We start from the raw sequence: 15,901 nt of genomic DNA, 5'->3' as shown, positions 1-15,901 counted from the left end.
GGGCCCCATAAACACCCTACAAAGGAACGGCGGGTTACGCCCGGAGTTGGTACGAAATCCTTCCTCAAACTTGCATAATTTGAAGTGCTGTTCCGGTGGATAGGGGTAGGGCTAAAGCCAATCCGCTGTACTGTCTGCTGGTGCTCTACGTAGGCTGAGTATAAACTGCCGTGTAACGCTGTTCTAGCCCTGCTATATAACTGATTCCCGCTTTTCCCGCCGTGCCTGGCTCAAGACGGCCGCGCTGGCTACCACCCCGGTCTTGCTGGGCTCCCTGCCAGCTCCGGCTAGTGGAGCGGCCCCGGTCGCCGCTAAAACCCCGACCCTCACGGCCGCGGAAATAGCGGCCATTGAAGCCGCGCCGGGCAAGAAAGGCACCTACGTGGAAGCCCAGGCCACGCATACCACCCCACTGCCGCGTAACGATTTGAAGGTAACCATCAAAGGCGAGCCCGTGCCCATCTCGTTTGGCTTTGGCGGCTGGGTGGCCATTAAGCACACCCTCGACGGCAAGTCGGCCATGCTCATGAGCGACACGGTGCTGCTGCAGGAGGAAGTGAATCCCTTGATGTCGGCGGCTCAGGCGCAGGGGCTGGAAATTGGGGCCGTGCACAACCACTTATTCTACGAGGAGCCCCGCATCTTCTACATGCACATCCACGGCATGGGCAGCCCCGCCGAGCTAGCCAGAAAGTTTGCTGCGGCCCTGAAAGACTCCAAGCTGCTGCCGGCCAATCAACCGAAGTCTACCGTGGCGGCCACGCCCGCGCAGCCGGGTAACAACGCCACGCCCAGCGCCGGTCCGCCCACCGGCAAGGAGCTGTTCGAGCTGCCGGCCCTCGATAAGCTCGTGGGCTACCCGGGTGTAGTAAACGGTTCCACCTACAAGTACACCGTGGGCCGGGCCGACCTGCAATCCATCATGATGGGCACCGAGATGACCGCCGCCATTGGGCTCAACTCCTGGGCCGCCTTCGCCGGCAAGCAAGCCGATAGCCACATTGCCGGCGACATCGCTATGCTGGAGCACGAGGTGAACCCCGTCATTAAGGTCCTGCGGGCCCACAACTTGGAAGTGGTGGCCGTGCACAACCACATGCTCTTCGACCAGCCCCGGATGATGTTTTTGCACTACTACGGTCGCGGCCCGGCGGCGCAACTGGCGGCTGGGTTCCGAGCCGCCCTGGACCAACTCGGCAAGGGGAAACTACCGGCCGGCGGGCCCCTGAAGCATTAATTAAAGGGGCTGCAGCCGGGGAGTTACGGGGTGCAAGGGGTCTTTCTTCGCCGACACCGATTTATATAATTGGGTCTCACGCTTGCATAATTTTGCGGTCGCCCACGCTCTTCGCGGATTATCCAATAGGCAGGAACTTGTCATACGCCTTGTAGAAAGCATATTTGACCCTTGGATCCAGGGGGCGATCGGCCCGCGCTGGAACTCTTCCCAGGAAATAACAGTAAAGGAGTAGTGCTGCACTTTATGCGCAGAAGCCTAGTTTTGCAGCTGCTTAGCACCTGTTATGTTTCGTAGCCTGTTCCTGTTCCGCCGTTTGCTGGCGACGAGCTTCCTGCTCGTCTTCGTCAACGTGTTTGTGGGTCAGTGTTACTGCGCAGCGATAAATCCGGGGCCCGTCGCGCCACAAACCCAGGCTACTGCTTCAAAGCAGCCCACGCACCCCGGCTGCCACGGCCACGACCCGGCAGCGGCCGGGCAAGTACTGGTGAAAGCCAAGCCCGCGCACGACCACCAGTCGACCAAGTCTTCCGACCAGCAGGACTGCTGCCAGGATAACTCGGCCGCTATCCTCAAGGCGCTCGCGACGCCCGGTGAAAAGCACCTAGTATCGTCCGCTCCGGCCCTGCTGCCGGCCAGCACCGACTTCTTTTTCCGGCCGGCCGCCGGCCAGTGGGACCGCACCCACGCGGTCGTTTTGGTGCTCCGCGAGCACCTGCCCCCCAAAATACCCGATATCCGGATTTTCATTCAGTCCCTGACGGTCTGATTCCTTGACGTGCCAAAGGCTCGCCCCGGGATAGCTATGCTATGTCCGGGGCGAGCCTTTGCGTTGGCGTGTCCTCCGAGCGCCTACGTGCGCTCCCCCACCTTCCCCTTTTCTTCCTGGTTTACCCGCCCGACAATGAAGAGTTGTTGCCAAGAAGCGGGCGCTCCTCCCCCCCGGGGGCCGGTACGCCGCCTACTTTCCTACCTGCTCTACGCTGGGGTGGCCGCCGTGCTGGGCTTCGTGCTCTGGCAGCAATGGCAGGCTTAACGCCCCGGCGGAGCCCCGGGCTGCTTACCTTCTAAGTGGCCCCCTGTTTAACCCTCAATCCCCTCTTTATGTACCGCTACCCGCTTTCCCTGCTGGCTGTAGCCAGCCTGCTCACCACGGCCAGCTGCTCGTCCGAATCCGCGTCCAGCAGCGCCACCAACACCGTCACTACGCCCACCAACGGCCCGGCCGAAGGTACTGCCGAGCACAGCGGCGGCCACACCTACGCCTGCCCTATGCACCCGGAGGTGACCAGCACCAAGGAGGGGGACAAGTGCCCCAAGTGCGGCATGAACCTGGAGCACAACGATCAGGTAGCCAATGGTAAAGCCTACGAGATGAAGCTCGTGCCGACCCCCACGGAGGTCACCGCCGGGCAGCCCACTACGCTGGCGTTCACGCCCCGCGAAACGGGTAATGAGTCGGCCCCCGTGCCGCTGGCCGTGGTCCACGAGAAGAAGATTCACCTAATCATCGTTTCCAAGGACCTGGGCCAGTTCTACCACGAGCACCCCGAGTACACCGCCGAGGGCGACTACAAGGTACAATACACCTTCCCCAAGGGCGGCGACTACGTGCTGTTTCAGGACTACACGCCCACGGGCGCTGGCCACCAGCTGGGTCGTCAGCCCCTGACGGTCAAGGGCCCGGCCTACACGCCGGTTAAGTTTAAAAACGACGACATGCAGTGGGACAAGGACGGCTACCAGGCCACGCTCTCCTTTGACAAGCCCCTGCAAACGGGCCAGCTGCTGGGCATGAAAATCAACATCACCCGGGGCGGGCAGCCCGTGACGAACCTGGAGAACTACCTCGGCGCCCTGGGCCACGTGGTAGTGATCAGCGAGGACACGGAGCAGTACCTGCACGTGCACCCCAACGACCAGGCTGACAAGGGCCCTACCATCGGCTTCAACACCAACTTCGAGAAGCCCGGCCTCTACCGCGTCTTCCTGCAGTTCAACCACGGGGGCAAGATTCACACCGGCGACTTCACCATTAACGTCGGCGGCCCCGCCGTCAGCTAACGGGCCGCGGCTCGTCCTGGGCTCCCTTTCACCTCACTCAACCAACCCGTATGAAACACTCCACCTTTTTCCTCGCCGCCCTCTGCTCAGGCACCCTGCTGGTCGCCAGCTGCACCAGCGACAAGGCGGCTGATTCTTCGGCCACGACGACCGAAACAACGGCTACGGAAGGCGCCGCTTCCGGGGACATGGCCGGCATGGACCACTCAGCTATGGGGCATGATAGCAGCGCCGCCGCGGGCAGCACTTCCCCCCTAATGGCGTCCATGAACGAGATGATGCGCAAGATGGAAGCCATTCCGATGAAGGGCAACACGGATCACGACTTTGCCCACCATATGCTGGAGCACCACCGTGGGGCCGTGGCTATGGCCGACATCGAGCTTCGCGACGGTAAAGACGCGACGATGCGCCAGATGGCGGAGAAAATTAAAGCTGACCAGCAAAAGGAAATCGCTGAGCTCGAAGCCGTAGCTACCCGCCTCGATAACGCCCCGACCAACTATAAGCCCACTGATCCTACGGACCCCTTCACCAGCAAGATGAAGGCGTCGATGGACGGCATGATGCAGAACATGCAGAAGCCGGTCGCTGACCCGGACATGAACTTTAACATGATGATGACGGTGCACCACCAGAGCGCCGTGGACATGGCCCAGGCCGAGCTGGCCCACGGCAAGGACACCAAGCTCAAAGAAATGGCGCAGCAGATGATCGCCGCGCAGCAGAAAGAAATCCAGCAGTTCAAGGACTGGCACGCCAAAAACGGCGACAAAATGTAGGCCCTGCGGCCCCTCACCTCTCTTTACCTTTCTTACCCCCCTCTCCATGAAATTCTCCCACCTCCTGGTAGCCGCCGCGCTGCTCGCCGCTCCCCTATCCCTGTCGGCCCAGCACAGCCACAAGCCCAACACCGCGCCGCACGGCCACAAAGCCGCGGGCGAATCGCACGCCCATAAGTCCCCCCACGGCGGCATCGTACGCACGGCCGGCACCCTGCACATCGAACTCGTGCAGCACCCCACGGAGCTCCACGTGTACCTGCTCGACGCCAACGAGGCGACGGTTACCACCACCCGGCCGACCGGCTCGGTTATGCTGCTGACCACGGCCAATAAAACCAGCACCGTGGCGCTCACCCCAACCGGGGACCACCTGGTGGCCAAGCTGCCCGCCGGCACGGCCCTACGCACGGCCATCGTCAACCTGAAAGCGGGGGCAAGACCCTGTCGGCGCGGTTTGAGAAGCTGAACGCGACCACGGCCGCGCCGGCGAAGGCCGTGGGGGCCGCCTACCTCTGCCCCATGCAGTGCGAAGGCAGTGCCAGCGACAAGCCCGGCAGCTGCCCCAAGTGCGGCATGGCCCTGGTTAAAAAGAGCTAAGCAACGTCGGCCGGGGACAGCATCCTGACCCCGGCCTTTGGGCCACGCGCCGTCCTCTGCTGGCAGGGGACGGCGCGCAGGCGAGTTAAAACCTGATTGTATGAAGTACCCTGAAATGAAAGGAATAGGTTGGAGGAGGCTTCCCCTGCTCGGGCTCGTGCTGGGGCTGCTGGGCTTCGGCACCGGGCCAGCGCGGGCGCAAACGGTCCTTAGCCTGGACAGCGCCGAGGCCCAGACCCTGCGCCGCCACCCGCGGCTGCGCCAGGCCGACGAAGAAATCGCCGAGCAGCGCGCCCTCAAACGTGGCTCCTTCGCGCCCGCTAACCCCGACTTTCTGTTGGCGGCGCCCACGGGCGAGATGTGGGCCCCGGGCGTGGTGCAAACCATTGACCTGCCCAACGTGTACCGGCGGCAGCGCCAAGTGGCCCAGGCCGGCATCACCCTGGCCGAGCGCAACCGCGAGGTCAGCCGCGCCAGCGTGCTGCGCGACACCCGGCTGGCGTACCTGAACCTGCAGTTCGCCGCGGCGCAAGTGCGGCAGTTCACGGCCCAGGACAGCTTGTATCGGGCCCTGCGCCTGGCCACGGACCGGCTGTTCGCGGCCGGGGAAGTCACCTCCCTGCAGCGCATCAGCACCGACGCCGAGGCCCGGCAGATAACCGTGCAGCTGCAGCAGGCCACCGACGATCTGCGCGCCGCCCAGCGCCGCCTGGGGCTGCTGCTGGGCCAGCCCACGGCGACGCTGGTGGCGAGCACCGACCTGCGCCAAACGGGCCGGGCGCTCACCCAAACGGGAGCAGCCCTGCTTAGCAGTTTGCCCCTGGAAGACAGCAGCGCTCTGCTGCGCAGCCCGGCCCTGGCCTACGCCACCCAGGGCGTGGCCCTGAGCCAGTCCGGCATCAGCCTGGTGCGGGCCCGGCGCACGCCGGCGCTGACGGTAGGCTATCAGAATCAGGCCTTTGAAAACTCGGCTCTCAAGTACCGCTTTCAATTTGGCGTGTCGGTGCCGATCTGGTTCTGGACCTACCGCTCCCAGCTGCAGGCGGCCACGGCCCGCGCGCGCTCCGCCGACTACCAGCTGCAAACCCAGCGCCTGGAGCTGGGCAGCCAGTACCAGCAGGCGCTGGCGGACACGCGCAAGTTTTCGACCTCCCTCGCGTACTACGAGCAGACCGGCGTGCCCCAGGCCCAGGCCATCATCAGCCAGTCCCAGCGCCTGTTTCGGGCGGGCGAAATCAGCTACCTGTTCCTGATCCAAAGTCTGAATCAGGCCTTCACCATTCAACAAACTTACCTGACGACCATCCGCGACTACCAGCAGGCGCTGGTGGAGCTTAACTACCTGCGAGGCGAATAAGATGAAACAACTGCTGATGCTACTGCTGGGTTTGCTGCTCGTGAGCCGCGCCCACGCCCACGGGGGCGAAGACCACGGCGAGGGAGCCCAAGCCGGCACCCCCGCCGGGGCCACCTCCTTTTCCGTGGCGGCCCTGTCCGAACAGTTCGAAGTGCTGCTGCGCTACGCGCCGCTGGACGGCGGCCAGCCCGCCGACCTGCGGCTGTTCCTGTCGGACTACGCCACCAACGCCCCCATCAAGGGCGCCAAGCTGACCCTGACCAACCCGGAAGATGCGAACCTAAAGTGGGCCGTGACGGAGCAAGAACCCGGCATTTACCTGGTGGAAGGGGAGTTTCCGGCTAACAAGACCTACAGCTTCACGGCCAACATCGTGGCCGGGGAGCAAGCGGATCTGCTGCTGCTCGAAGGCATCAAGGTCGGCCAAAAGCTGCCCGTAGCCGCTGCCGCGCCGGTAGCTGCCTCTCCGTTTTCCTCCTGGAAGACCGTGCTGGCCCTGGTGGGCGCCTTTGCCCTCGGCATTGGCCTGACGGCCCTGCTGCTGCGCCGCCGCCCACGCCGCGCGGAAGAGTCCATTTCCACGCCTACCCCTGCAGTCTATGAAAACCAAGCATAAATTCCTCGCCGCCGCGGCCGCCACTACGCTGGTGCTCACCGTGCTGCTGCCCCCACCCGCTGCGGTGCTCGGCCACGGGGGGAAGACCACGGGGCCGCCGCCCCCGCGAGCCCCGGCGTCGCCCTCACCGATGAGGTGCTGCTGCCCAAGGAAAGCCAGTTCCTGTTTAAGGTGGGCACCAGCCTGGCCAGCTACTCCCAAACCTACAGCCGGGCCACGCTCTACGGCACGGTTTCGGCCGCCGCCGGCGGCGAAGGGCCGATTGTGGTGCCTCAAACGGGCCGCATTGTCAGCCTCCCCGCCCGGGTAGGCCAGCAAGTGCGGGCCGGGCAGACGCTGGCCGTCATCGAGCAAACCTTGGCCGCGACCGAGCAGATCGGGCTCAGCACGGAGCGGGCCAACGCCCAGGCCGAGCTGCGCGCGGCTCAGCAGGAGTACGCCCGCCTGCAAAGCATTGCCGACATCGCCGCGCGCAAAGACGTAGTGGCCGCCGAGCTGCGCCTGCGCCAGGCCCGGCAGAACGCCAGCATCTATAACGGCCAGGCCAGCAACCGCCGCGTGTCCATCCTCTCGCCCATCAGCGGCACGGTGGACGTGTTCTCGCTGGCCGTAGGCCAGCAAGTAAACCAGGGGGATGAGCTCTTCCGCGTCATCAACCCCCGCAAGCTGCGCGTCGAAGCCCAGGTGTTTGCCCAGGATCTGGCCAAGGTGTCGCCCGGGGCGAAGTTCCGGGTGGAAGGCCTGCAGGGCCAGGCCGGGGTAGCGGCCCGCCTGGTGGTGTTCAGCAACGTGGTGAACCCCGTGAATCAAGCCCGGCAACTGGTGCTCGAACTCGACGGCGCGGCCGGCAGTGCCTACCGCGCGGGCCAGGCGGTGAACGTGCAGGTAGTCGGCCAAAGTGGCGGCAGCGAGCCCCAGCTGGTGGTGCCTACCTCGGCCGTCACCGACCTGAACGGCAAGCCCGTGGTGTTCGTGCACACCGCGCCCGAGCGCTTTAAGATTCAGTACGTGCAGCCCGGCGCCGTCAACGGCGAGCAGACCGTGCTAGCCCAGGGCGAGGTCAACGAAAACGACCGGGTCGTCACCACAGGCACCTACCAGCTCAAATCCATTTACCTCAACCAGTAACCCACCCGCCCCCACCGGGGGCCTTCTCTTCCCCTCCCATGAAACATGTTCTTGCCTTCGCGGCGCTGACCGCTACCCTTGCTGTTGCCGCCCCCACGGCGCAGGCCCAAACCACCCCGGCTGCTGCCCCCGGGTCGGCGGCTGACGAGGCCGCCGTCAAAGCAACGCTGACCAAGTACCAACAGGCCGTGCAGAAGCTGGACACCACGGGCACCCACCGCCTGTTCACGGCCAACTCGCAGGTGTTCGAGTCGGGGGGGGTGGAAGGCACCTACCAGCACTACGCCGCCCACCACCTGGCGCCGGAGCTGAAGGAGTTCAAGGCCTTCACCTTCAGCGACTACCAAGCCGCGGTGCAGGTGGATGGCCCCTACGCCTTCGCCACGGAAACCTACACCTATACCATCAACCTGAAACCCGATCCCAAAGAGAAGGAAGCCAAGGCGCCCATCGTCCGCCGCGGGGTGGCCACGTCCGTGCTGCGCAAAAACGCCGCCGGCCAGTGGCAAATCATGACCACCCACTCCTCGGCCCGCACGCCCCGCGTCAAAAAATAAGTTGTCCGGTGGGCCCGGACTGCGGCCTAGGACGCTGCCGATTTCGGGAGGGGAGGTGCCACCCGGCCGCCTTCACTTCTTCCTCTTTTGCGCTAACAACCGATGCTTGATAAGATAATTCGCTTTGCCCTGCAGAACCGCCTGCTCATGCTGGCCTTCGCCGTAGGCCTGCTTTTGGCCGGGGCGTACACGGCCCAGCAGCTGCCCGTGGACGTGCTGCCTGACCTGGACCGCCCCCGCGTGACCGTCTTCCTCGAATCCCCGGGTATGGCCCCCGAGGAAGTAGAGGCGCTGGTGACGCTGCCCGTGGAGACGGCCCTGAACGGGGCCACCGGCGTGTCGGCCGTGCGCTCCAACTCGGCCATCGGCCTGGGCATGGTGTTCGTGGAGTTCGACTACGGCACGGACATCTTCACCGCCCGCCAGATCGTCAGCGAAAAGCTGCAGACCGTGGGCGAGCAGCTGCCCACGGGCATCACCCCGGTGCTGGGTCCTATCTCCTCGGTGATGGGCCAGATCATGCTCGTAGGCCTGTCGGGCGGCAAGGAAACCAACGCCGCCGACTTGCGCACCCTGGCCAACTACACCGTGCGCCAGCGCCTGCTCTCGATTCCGGGTGTGGCCCAGGTCATCCCTATTGGCGGCGACAACCTGCAGTACCAGGTGCTGCTGGATATGGCCCGCCTGAACGCGACGGGCATCACCGTTAACCAGGTGGAGGACGCGCTGCGCAACTCCAACCTGAATACCACCGGCAACTTCTTCGACCGCAACGGCTCGGAGGTGCTCATCCGCAACCTGGGCCGCCTGCGCTCGGTCACGGACATCGAAAACATCATCGTGGGCTACCGCGAGCAGTCGCCCGTGCGCGTGGTCGACATCGCCCGCGTGGAGTTCGGCGCCCGCTTCAAGCGCGGGGACGGCAGCGTAAACGGCAAGCCGGCCGTAATTCTGAGCATCGAGAAGCAGCCGGGCGCGGCCACCGTGGGCCTCACCGAGGCCGTAGAAAAAGCGCTGGTGGAGCTCAAGCCCTCTTTGCCCAAGGACGTGCAGGTCAACACCCGCTTGTTCAAGCAGTCCGAGTTTATTGAGTCGTCCATCACCAACGTGGAGGAGGCCCTGCGCGACGGCGCCATCCTGGTGATCATCGTGCTGTTCGCCTTTCTGCTGAACGTGCGCACCACCTTCATCTCGCTGGTGGCCATCCCGCTTTCGCTGCTGGTGACGGCGCTCGTGTTTCGCGCGGCGGGCATCTCCATCAACACCATGACCCTGGGCGGGCTGGCCATTGCCATCGGCGAGCTCGTGGATGATGCCATCGTGGACGTGGAAAACGTGTATCGGCGCCTACGGGAAAACCGGCAGCTGCCCAGGCCGCGGCCGGTGCTGAAAGTCATCTATGCCGCCAGCTCGGAGGTGCGCAACTCCATCGTGTACGCCACCATCATCGTGGTGCTCGTGTTCCTGCCTCTATTCGCGCTCGAGGGCATGGAAGGCCGCATTTTTGCGCCCCTGGGCATCGCCTACATCACCAGCATCGTGGCCTCGCTGTTTGTCTCGCTCACCATCACGCCGGTGCTGTGCTACTACCTGCTGCCGAAGATGAAGCAGATGGACCACCCCGAAACCGACGGGGGCCTGGTGCGCTGGCTCAAGAAAAAAGATACCCGCCTGCTGGGCTGGGGGCTGCAGCATCCCAAGCTGGTGCTCACCTCCACCGCCTTGCTCTTTGTGATGGCGGCGGCCATGGTGCCCTTCTTCGGCACGGAGTTTCTGCCGCCCTTTAACGAGGGCTCGCTGACGGTGAACTTCTCGGCCCCCGCCGGCACCTCCCTCACCGAGTCCAACCGCCTGGGCACCATCGGCGAGGAGCAGATGCTCAAGATTCCGGAAGTGGCCTACACCGCCCGCCGCACGGGCCGCGCCGAGCTCGACGAGCACGCCGAGTCCGTCAACAACTCGGAAATCGAGGTGGCCTTCAAAACCGAAGAGGAGCTGGCAAAGGAGGGCCGCGAGATGCGCAGCCGGGATGAGATCCTGGCCGACATGCGCGACAAGCTCAGCCTGATCACCGGCGTGAACGTGAACATTGGCCAGCCCATCTCCCACCGCCTGGACCACCTGCTCTCGGGCGTGCGGGCCCAGGTCGCCATCAAGGTTTTTGGCAACGACCTGCTCGAATTGCGCCGCTACGCCAACGAAGTCCGCGCCGCCGCGGCCACGGTGCCGGGCGTGGTGGACCTACAGGTGGAAAAGCAGGTGCAGATCCCCCAGCTGCTCATCCGCCCCCGGGAGGACGCCCTGCGCGCCTACGGCATGGAGCGGGGCGAAGTGGTGCAGGACCTGGAAACCCTCTTTCAGGGCGCCGTGGTGTCGCAGATGCTCAACGGCCAGCAGCGCTTCGACTTGATCGTCAAGCTGCCCGAAAGCCAGCGCAACGACCTGACCGCCATTGGCCAGACCCGCATTGAAACGCCCACGGGGGCCCTAATCCCCGTCAGCCAGGTGGCCGACATTCTCTACGAGCCCGGCCCCAACACCGTCAACCACGAAAATACCCAGCGCCGCATCACCATCTCCCTGAACGTGGCCGAGCGTGACCTGGGCTCCACCGTGAAGGAGATTCAGCAGAAAGTCAGCCAGCAGGTCAAGCTGCCCGCGGGCTACTACCTGACCTACGGGGGGCAGTTCGAGAGCCAGCAGTCGGCCTCCCAGAAGATTCTGTGGCTGAGCTTGTTTTCGCTGGCCGGCATTTTCCTGGTGCTCTACTCGCACTTCAAGTCCACCTACATGGTCGGGCAGATCATGCTCAACATTCCCCTGGCCCTGATTGGCTCGGTGGTGGCGGTGCTGCTCACCGGGGGCACGTTCAGCATCGCCTCGCTCGTGGGCTTCATCACCCTGACGGGCATTGCCTCGCGCAACGGCATCATGATGATTTCCCACTACATCCATCTGGTGGAGCACGAGGGGGAGAAATTCGGTAGGCGCATGATTGTGCGCGGCTCCCTGGAGCGCCTGGTGCCCGTGCTGATGACCGCTCTGGTGGCGGCCCTGGCCCTGGTACCGCTGACGCTGGCCAAGGACGCGCCGGGCAAGGAAATCCTGTACCCGGTGGCTACCGTCATTCTGGGCGGCCTGCTCTCCTCCACGTTCCTGGACATCATCGTCACGCCCGTGGTGTTCTGGCTGGTGGGCGAAAAAGCCCTGGCCCAGTATTTCGCTTCCCACCAGGAAGTAGGCCTCGACGACCACCCGCAGGAACTGGATGCCCAGCCGCTGACGCCGGCCGGGGACCGCAACCCGGTGCTGCCCGTGCGCTAAGGGATGCTGCACGCTTTTCTCCATATCACGGTGCCCGGCCTCGTCGCCCTGGGGTTTTACCGGCCCCACTGGCGGCGGGTCTGGCTGGTGCTGGCCGCCGCGTTGCTGCTCGACCTGGATCATTTGTGGGCCACGCCCTTCTACGACGCGGAGCGGTGCAGCATCAACTTCCACACCTTCCACACCTACTGGGCCATCGGCGCCTACGGGCTGCTGCTCGTGCCCGCCCGCACCCGGGTGTGGGCCGTGGGCTTTCTGCTGCACATGGTGCTGGACTACACCGAGTGCTGGCAACGCGGTATCTACCTGCCTTAACGCCGCGTACTGATGGCCCCTCACCCCGACGCTGCTTCGCCTACCACCGTGCTCTTCATCAAGCACATGGTCTGCGCGCGCGGTATTCGGGTGGTGCGCCGGGAGCTGGAAGGGCTGGGCCTGCAGGTGCTCGACGTGCGGCTGGGCGCCGCTACGGTAGCCGGCCCGGCGGAAGCGGTGGACTGGCCCCGGGTGCGGGCCACGCTGGCCGCGGCCCGGTTCGCGCTGCTCGAAACCTGGCACCAGACGCTGGTAGAGCGAGTGAGCGAGGCGGTAAACCGGCGGCTGCGTCAACCGGGGGAGGTGCTGCGGCACCGAGCGTTTGGGGAGGCGGTTGCCCAGGAGCTGGGGTTGTCGTATCCGCAGCTCAGCGCGGCCTTTGCCCGGCTGGGCACCGGCCAAACCCTGGCGGGTTACCTCCTCGGTGAGCGCCTGGCTTATGCTCAGGAGCTGCTGGCCTCCTCAGCCCTCGGCGTGGGCCTCATTGCCCGGCGGCTGGGGTACAGCAGCCTGGCGCACTTCTCCGGCCAGTTCCGGCGCCTGACCCGCTGTTCGCCTTCCACGTATCGCCGGCGGCTCGGCGCCGAGTTGCTTCCGGCCAAGACCACAAAGGCCCTAAATGATGCAAGGGAAGGGGGATAATATGTAAAACCGCAGATAGAAGGGGGGGGTATACCTATACAGCGGCCCGGTTGGGTTGCTTATTCCCTTACCTAACCCTCTTTCCTATGCATACCCAAAACCAATCTCTGCTCGACGCCCTCAATGCCTGCATCGCCGCCTGCGAGCACTGCGCCACCGCCTGCCTGCAGGAAGAAAACGTGCAGATGATGGCCCGCTGCGTCCTGCTCGACCGCGACTGCGCCGACATCTGTGCCCTCACCGCCCGATTTGTGGCCCGCGGCTCGGAGCACGCCGCCCATTTGCTGAAAGAGTGCGCCGAAATCTGCAAGGCCTGCGGCGATGAGTGCGAGCAGCACGGCGCCCACTCCGCGCATTGCCGCGAGTGCGCCGAGGCTTGTCGCCGCTGCGAACAAGCCTGCCGCCAGGGCATGGCCGCCTAGCTTACCCCGCCTGACTTTCCAGCAGCCAGCCGGTATTCGTACCAGCTGGCTGCTGCTGTTTTTCGGGGCCTAAAAAACAGGCAGGTGGTTGGCGCACTTCTGTAGCGTAGCCTACCCCAGGGCCGGTAAATTCGCGGGCCATCTCCGTCTCTCAATTCCATGTCGATGACTTTATCCCCGCTCCTGCGCAAGTTCATGCTCACGGCCCATATCACGTTCTCCGTGGGCTGGCTCGGGGCGGTAGCCGTGTTCCTGGCCCTGGCCATCACCGGGCTGACCAGCGAGGATGCCTTGCTGGTGCGCACGGCGTACCTGGCCATGGGACTCAGCGGCTGGTTGATTATTGTGCCCTCCAGCCTGGGGGCGTTGCTCACGGGCGTGGTGCAGGCCCTGGGTACGCCGTGGGGGCTCTTCAAGCACTATTGGGTGCTGGTGAAGCTGGTGCTCACGGTGGGGGCTACGCTGCTGCTGCTGCTCCACATGCAGCCCATCAGCTACCTGGCCGAAGTGGCCGCTAAAACGGATCTTTCCGCGACCGATCTGCGTGGACTGCGCCTGCAACTGCTGGCCGATGCCGCCGCCGCGCTGGTGGTGCTGCTGGCGGCCACCGCTATTTCGGTGTACAAGCCCTGGGGGCGGATCGGCCAGTGGCGCCGGCAACAACGCGAACACACCCAGCGGGTAGCCGCTGGGCGCGCTTCGGCGGCGCCCACGCCGTGGGGGCGGTACGTGCTCTTCATCCTTTTGGGGGCGGGCCTGCTGTTGGTTATCCTCAAACACCTGTTAAGTGGGGGCATGGGGCATCATTAGCGCCTGCCCGCTAACGCCTGACTGGGTGGCGCGGGCCACTAGCAGGGCCGCTTAGGCGACTGCCCTGGTTCCCAGATATCCATTTCCACTCCTCAAAGTACCGGCCCGGCGGGGCTTTCGTGCCGGGCCTTTCGGCAGGGGGTAAGCCATCACTGCTGGGTAGACTATGATAAAGGTCATGTGCTTCGGGCACGAAGATCATGGGGAGGGCCTCCCCAAAGCCGGAATTTTGCTCGCTCTTATTACGCTCTCCCGCGTGCGCCCTGCCGTCCCGTTATGAAGAAGCTACCCTTTCTGCTGTTCGTTTTCCTGCTGCTGGGGCTCGCCAGCGCCTCCCACGCGCAGACCAGTCCCCCTGGCCCGGCGGCCGCCCTGCCGCTGCACGACTACTGCGTGCTGAAGGACGGCCGGATGATGTTCGTTCAGGGCGGCCAGCTGCTGCCGATGACCCAACCCATGACCATGCGCGACGGCACCGTCTGCCGAACTAATGGTAGCTGCACCCGCAAGGATGGCACCGTCATCCAGATGAAAGAAGGGGAGCACATGATGAAGAATGGCAAAATCATGAAGAACCCGCGCTTCTTGAGCAAAGGCGCGAAAGCCGGGGCCTGAGCCCTCCACGGCCCGCCACCTGCGGACTCTTGCCCTGCCTGTTTTCGGTAGGGTAGTTGGGTTCCACCACTCTTTCTACGCTATTGCTGATGTCCGTTTCCACCGCTTCGGCCCGCACAACCTCGACCCGGCGCCTGTATTCCAGCCGCCCCGGTCTCTACGAGACCATGATCGGGCTGCTGCGCTACCCGCAGGGGCTGACCCGGTACTTTGCGCAGGCCGACTTTCTGCGGCCCGACCTGAAGGTGCTCGACGCGGGCTGTGGCACTGGGGCGGCCACCATAGCCCTGCACACGGCCCTAGCGGGGCGCCACTTGCTGCCGGCCCGGTTTCACGCCTTCGATGTGACGCCGCGCATGCTCCGCCGGTTCGCCCGGCACTTGGACCAGCACCCTGTGGTCGGCATTGAGCTGGAAGTAGCCGATGCCCTGGACTTAGGCACGCTGCCGGCCGGCTGGTGGGACTACGACCTGATTATCTCCTCGGCCATGCTCGAATACCTGCCCAAGGCCGATCTGGCGGCGGCGCTGGAGAGCCTGCGGCTCCGGCTGCGGCCGGCCGGCACGCTCGTGGTGTTTATCACGCGGCAGAGCCCGTACATGGTGCCGTTTATCGGCCGGTGGTGGCACGCCAACCTCTACGACAAGTCGGAGCTGCACCAAGCCTTTCGGCAAGCGGGCTTTAGGCAGCTCGATTTTCAGGCCTTTCCCCGCCCGTACCGCTACCTCAACTGGTGGGGCCACGTCGTGGTCGCCCGCCTCTAAGGTGGGGCTGCTGCTTTCCGCCCTTTCCTCCTCCAAGCCTCTTGTCCACTGTCATGCAAACTTACTTTTTTGCCCTGCTGAGCCTGCTGATGGCCGTGGCCACCAGTGCCCGGGGGCAGACCGCCCGGCTGGGCAGCGGACTGTACCGCTCGGCCGAAGACTTCCGCCAGCACCGCCTCACGCTGGGCGTGGACTGCAAAACGGCAACCCACAAGCTGCGCCTACATGAGTTCAGCGGCAAGCCCACCATGACGGTCATTCACGGGGGCAGATCGTATCAGGTAGCCAAGGACAGCCTATTTGGGTTTCGTGACTGCGACGGACGCGACTATCGGTTTGCCTCCAATAATCAGCACTATCCCATCCTAAACCCCGGCGAGGAGTTGCTACTCTATAAGGTGGAGCAGCCCACCGTGGGCAAGAGCCCCGGCTTTGTGCGCCTGTTTTTTAGCCCCAACGCCGAAGCGCCCCTGCAGCCGCTGACGCTGCTGGCTGTCAAAAAGGCCTTCCCCAACAACCACCGCTTTCACGACCTGCTCGACGCGCAGCTTCCGCACGGCAATCTCACCGCCTACGACCAGATGCACCGCATGACCAAAATCAACTGGCTGCTCCAGCAAAGCCGGACGGGAGCGGCGCACTGAGCGCCTATCCAACGACACAGCGGC

The 15,901-nt window shown here is 64.5% G+C and carries 21 protein-coding genes; 19 read left to right on the top strand and 2 right to left on the bottom strand.

Features of this window, described 5'->3' with window-relative positions:
- Positions 1-262 precede the first annotated feature (262 nt).
- The 5 genes from G7064_RS20485 (at position 263) to G7064_RS20470 (ending at position 4,083) form a co-directional block, all read left to right on the top strand.
- Positions 263-1,237: a DUF1259 domain-containing protein gene (locus G7064_RS20485; protein ID WP_240935915.1), complete on the top strand. Its 975-nt coding sequence runs from the start codon at positions 263-265 to the stop codon at positions 1,235-1,237.
- A 286-nt stretch (positions 1,238-1,523) separates the two neighbouring features.
- Positions 1,524-2,006 (top strand): hypothetical protein, encoded by a 483-nt coding sequence (locus G7064_RS20480; RefSeq protein ID WP_166075262.1) that lies wholly within the window; start codon positions 1,524-1,526, stop codon positions 2,004-2,006.
- 135 nt (positions 2,007-2,141) lie between these two features.
- Positions 2,142-2,273 carry a hypothetical protein gene (locus G7064_RS22830; protein WP_261990500.1) on the top strand — a complete coding sequence of 44 codons (132 nt, stop codon included), beginning with the start codon at positions 2,142-2,144 and terminating at the stop codon, positions 2,271-2,273.
- Positions 2,274-2,341: 68 nt separating this feature from the next.
- Positions 2,342-3,301, top strand: a complete 960-nt coding sequence (locus G7064_RS20475; protein ID WP_133271149.1) for a heavy metal-binding domain-containing protein — start codon at positions 2,342-2,344, stop codon at positions 3,299-3,301.
- A 50-nt stretch (positions 3,302-3,351) separates the two neighbouring features.
- Positions 3,352-4,083, top strand: coding sequence for a DUF305 domain-containing protein (locus tag G7064_RS20470; RefSeq protein ID WP_166075260.1), 732 nt, complete (start codon positions 3,352-3,354; stop codon positions 4,081-4,083).
- A 94-nt stretch (positions 4,084-4,177) separates the two neighbouring features.
- Here the strand turns inward: G7064_RS20470 and G7064_RS20465 are convergent, their stop codons facing one another.
- Positions 4,178-4,321, bottom strand: a complete 144-nt coding sequence (locus G7064_RS20465; protein ID WP_166075259.1) for a hypothetical protein — start codon at positions 4,319-4,321, stop codon at positions 4,178-4,180.
- Here G7064_RS20465 and G7064_RS20460 point away from each other — a divergent pair.
- The 10 genes from G7064_RS20460 to G7064_RS20420 all read left to right on the top strand — a co-directional run bounded on the left by G7064_RS20460 (position 4,313) and on the right by G7064_RS20420 (position 13,044).
- Entirely contained in the window at positions 4,313-4,552 is a 240-nt protein-coding gene (locus tag G7064_RS20460) for a hypothetical protein (RefSeq protein ID WP_166075258.1), read from the top strand. The two genes, G7064_RS20465 and G7064_RS20460, sit on opposite strands and share 9 nt — an antisense overlap.
- Before the next feature lie 53 nt (positions 4,553-4,605).
- Entirely contained in the window at positions 4,606-4,683 is a 78-nt protein-coding gene (locus G7064_RS22590) for a heavy metal-binding domain-containing protein (protein WP_240935919.1), read from the top strand.
- Between the two features lie 100 nt (positions 4,684-4,783).
- The gene (locus G7064_RS20455; RefSeq protein WP_133271145.1) at positions 4,784-6,040 is read left to right on the top strand and encodes a TolC family protein; all 1,257 of its coding nucleotides are present in this window, start codon (positions 4,784-4,786) and stop codon (positions 6,038-6,040) included.
- 1 nt (position 6,041) lies between these two features.
- On the top strand, positions 6,042-6,656 hold the full coding sequence (locus tag G7064_RS20450; protein WP_133271144.1) for a hypothetical protein: 615 nt from the start codon (positions 6,042-6,044) through the stop codon (positions 6,654-6,656).
- A 135-nt stretch (positions 6,657-6,791) separates the two neighbouring features.
- Positions 6,792-7,784 carry an efflux RND transporter periplasmic adaptor subunit gene (locus tag G7064_RS20445; RefSeq protein WP_166075257.1) on the top strand — a complete coding sequence of 331 codons (993 nt, stop codon included), beginning with the start codon at positions 6,792-6,794 and terminating at the stop codon, positions 7,782-7,784.
- Positions 7,785-7,822: 38 nt separating this feature from the next.
- Entirely contained in the window at positions 7,823-8,341 is a 519-nt protein-coding gene (locus G7064_RS20440) for a YybH family protein (protein ID WP_133271142.1), read from the top strand.
- Positions 8,342-8,443: 102 nt separating this feature from the next.
- Positions 8,444-11,665 carry an efflux RND transporter permease subunit gene (locus G7064_RS20435; RefSeq protein ID WP_166075256.1) on the top strand — a complete coding sequence of 1,074 codons (3,222 nt, stop codon included), beginning with the start codon at positions 8,444-8,446 and terminating at the stop codon, positions 11,663-11,665.
- Between the two features lie 3 nt (positions 11,666-11,668).
- Complete coding sequence (locus G7064_RS20430; RefSeq protein ID WP_133271141.1) at positions 11,669-11,980, top strand: DUF6122 family protein; 312 nt, start codon at positions 11,669-11,671, stop codon at positions 11,978-11,980.
- A 48-nt stretch (positions 11,981-12,028) separates the two neighbouring features.
- Entirely contained in the window at positions 12,029-12,622 is a 594-nt protein-coding gene (locus tag G7064_RS20425) for a helix-turn-helix transcriptional regulator (protein WP_165963427.1), read from the top strand.
- Between the two features lie 50 nt (positions 12,623-12,672).
- Positions 12,673-13,044 carry a four-helix bundle copper-binding protein gene (locus G7064_RS20420; RefSeq protein ID WP_394347193.1) on the top strand — a complete coding sequence of 124 codons (372 nt, stop codon included), beginning with the start codon at positions 12,673-12,675 and terminating at the stop codon, positions 13,042-13,044.
- Between the two features lies 1 nt (position 13,045).
- On the opposite strand, the gene G7064_RS20415 is transcribed toward G7064_RS20420, so the two are convergent.
- Positions 13,046-13,186: a hypothetical protein gene (locus G7064_RS20415; protein ID WP_165963426.1), complete on the bottom strand. Its 141-nt coding sequence runs from the start codon at positions 13,184-13,186 to the stop codon at positions 13,046-13,048.
- 23 nt (positions 13,187-13,209) lie between these two features.
- Between G7064_RS20415 and G7064_RS20410 the strand changes: the two genes are divergently transcribed.
- The 4 genes from G7064_RS20410 (at position 13,210) to G7064_RS20395 (ending at position 15,877) form a co-directional block, all read left to right on the top strand.
- Positions 13,210-13,854 (top strand): hypothetical protein, encoded by a 645-nt coding sequence (locus tag G7064_RS20410; RefSeq protein WP_222841501.1) that lies wholly within the window; start codon positions 13,210-13,212, stop codon positions 13,852-13,854.
- 276 nt (positions 13,855-14,130) lie between these two features.
- Complete coding sequence (locus tag G7064_RS20405; RefSeq protein WP_133271139.1) at positions 14,131-14,469, top strand: DUF6799 domain-containing protein; 339 nt, start codon at positions 14,131-14,133, stop codon at positions 14,467-14,469.
- 56 nt (positions 14,470-14,525) lie between these two features.
- On the top strand, positions 14,526-15,233 hold the full coding sequence (locus G7064_RS20400) for a class I SAM-dependent methyltransferase (protein WP_133271138.1): 708 nt from the start codon (positions 14,526-14,528) through the stop codon (positions 15,231-15,233).
- Between the two features lie 53 nt (positions 15,234-15,286).
- Complete coding sequence (locus G7064_RS20395) at positions 15,287-15,877, top strand: hypothetical protein (protein WP_133271137.1); 591 nt, start codon at positions 15,287-15,289, stop codon at positions 15,875-15,877.
- Positions 15,878-15,901 lie beyond the last annotated feature (24 nt).

Source organism: Hymenobacter sp. HDW8 (assembly GCF_011305775.1).
GTDB classification, from domain to species: domain Bacteria; phylum Bacteroidota; class Bacteroidia; order Cytophagales; family Hymenobacteraceae; genus Hymenobacter; species Hymenobacter radiodurans.
Note: the sequence above shows the minus strand (reverse complement) of the source record. Positions and strands in the feature narration are given on the sequence as shown.

What these genes read in the sequence shown, in the direction of transcription:
- G7064_RS20480 (WP_166075262.1), top strand. Translation starts at nt 1,524, where the DNA reads ATGTTTCGTAGCCTGTTCCTGTTCCGCCGTTTGCTGGCGACGAGCTTC.
- G7064_RS22830 (WP_261990500.1), top strand. Translation starts at nt 2,142, where the DNA reads ATGAAGAGTTGTTGCCAAGAAGCGGGCGCTCCTCCCCCCCGGGGGCCG.
- G7064_RS20475 (WP_133271149.1), top strand. Translation starts at nt 2,342, where the DNA reads ATGTACCGCTACCCGCTTTCCCTGCTGGCTGTAGCCAGCCTGCTCACC.
- G7064_RS20470 (WP_166075260.1), top strand. Translation starts at nt 3,352, where the DNA reads ATGAAACACTCCACCTTTTTCCTCGCCGCCCTCTGCTCAGGCACCCTG.
- G7064_RS22590 (WP_240935919.1), top strand. Translation starts at nt 4,606, where the DNA reads ATGCAGTGCGAAGGCAGTGCCAGCGACAAGCCCGGCAGCTGCCCCAAG.
- G7064_RS20455 (WP_133271145.1), top strand. Translation starts at nt 4,784, where the DNA reads ATGAAGTACCCTGAAATGAAAGGAATAGGTTGGAGGAGGCTTCCCCTG.
- G7064_RS20450 (WP_133271144.1), top strand. Translation starts at nt 6,042, where the DNA reads ATGAAACAACTGCTGATGCTACTGCTGGGTTTGCTGCTCGTGAGCCGC.
- G7064_RS20440 (WP_133271142.1), top strand. Translation starts at nt 7,823, where the DNA reads ATGAAACATGTTCTTGCCTTCGCGGCGCTGACCGCTACCCTTGCTGTT.
- G7064_RS20435 (WP_166075256.1), top strand. Translation starts at nt 8,444, where the DNA reads ATGCTTGATAAGATAATTCGCTTTGCCCTGCAGAACCGCCTGCTCATG.
- G7064_RS20430 (WP_133271141.1), top strand. Translation starts at nt 11,669, where the DNA reads ATGCTGCACGCTTTTCTCCATATCACGGTGCCCGGCCTCGTCGCCCTG.
- G7064_RS20415 (WP_165963426.1), bottom strand. Translation starts at nt 13,186, where the DNA reads ATGGCCCGCGAATTTACCGGCCCTGGGGTAGGCTACGCTACAGAAGTG.
- G7064_RS20410 (WP_222841501.1), top strand. Translation starts at nt 13,210, where the DNA reads ATGACTTTATCCCCGCTCCTGCGCAAGTTCATGCTCACGGCCCATATC.
- G7064_RS20405 (WP_133271139.1), top strand. Translation starts at nt 14,131, where the DNA reads ATGAAGAAGCTACCCTTTCTGCTGTTCGTTTTCCTGCTGCTGGGGCTC.
- G7064_RS20395 (WP_133271137.1), top strand. Translation starts at nt 15,287, where the DNA reads ATGCAAACTTACTTTTTTGCCCTGCTGAGCCTGCTGATGGCCGTGGCC.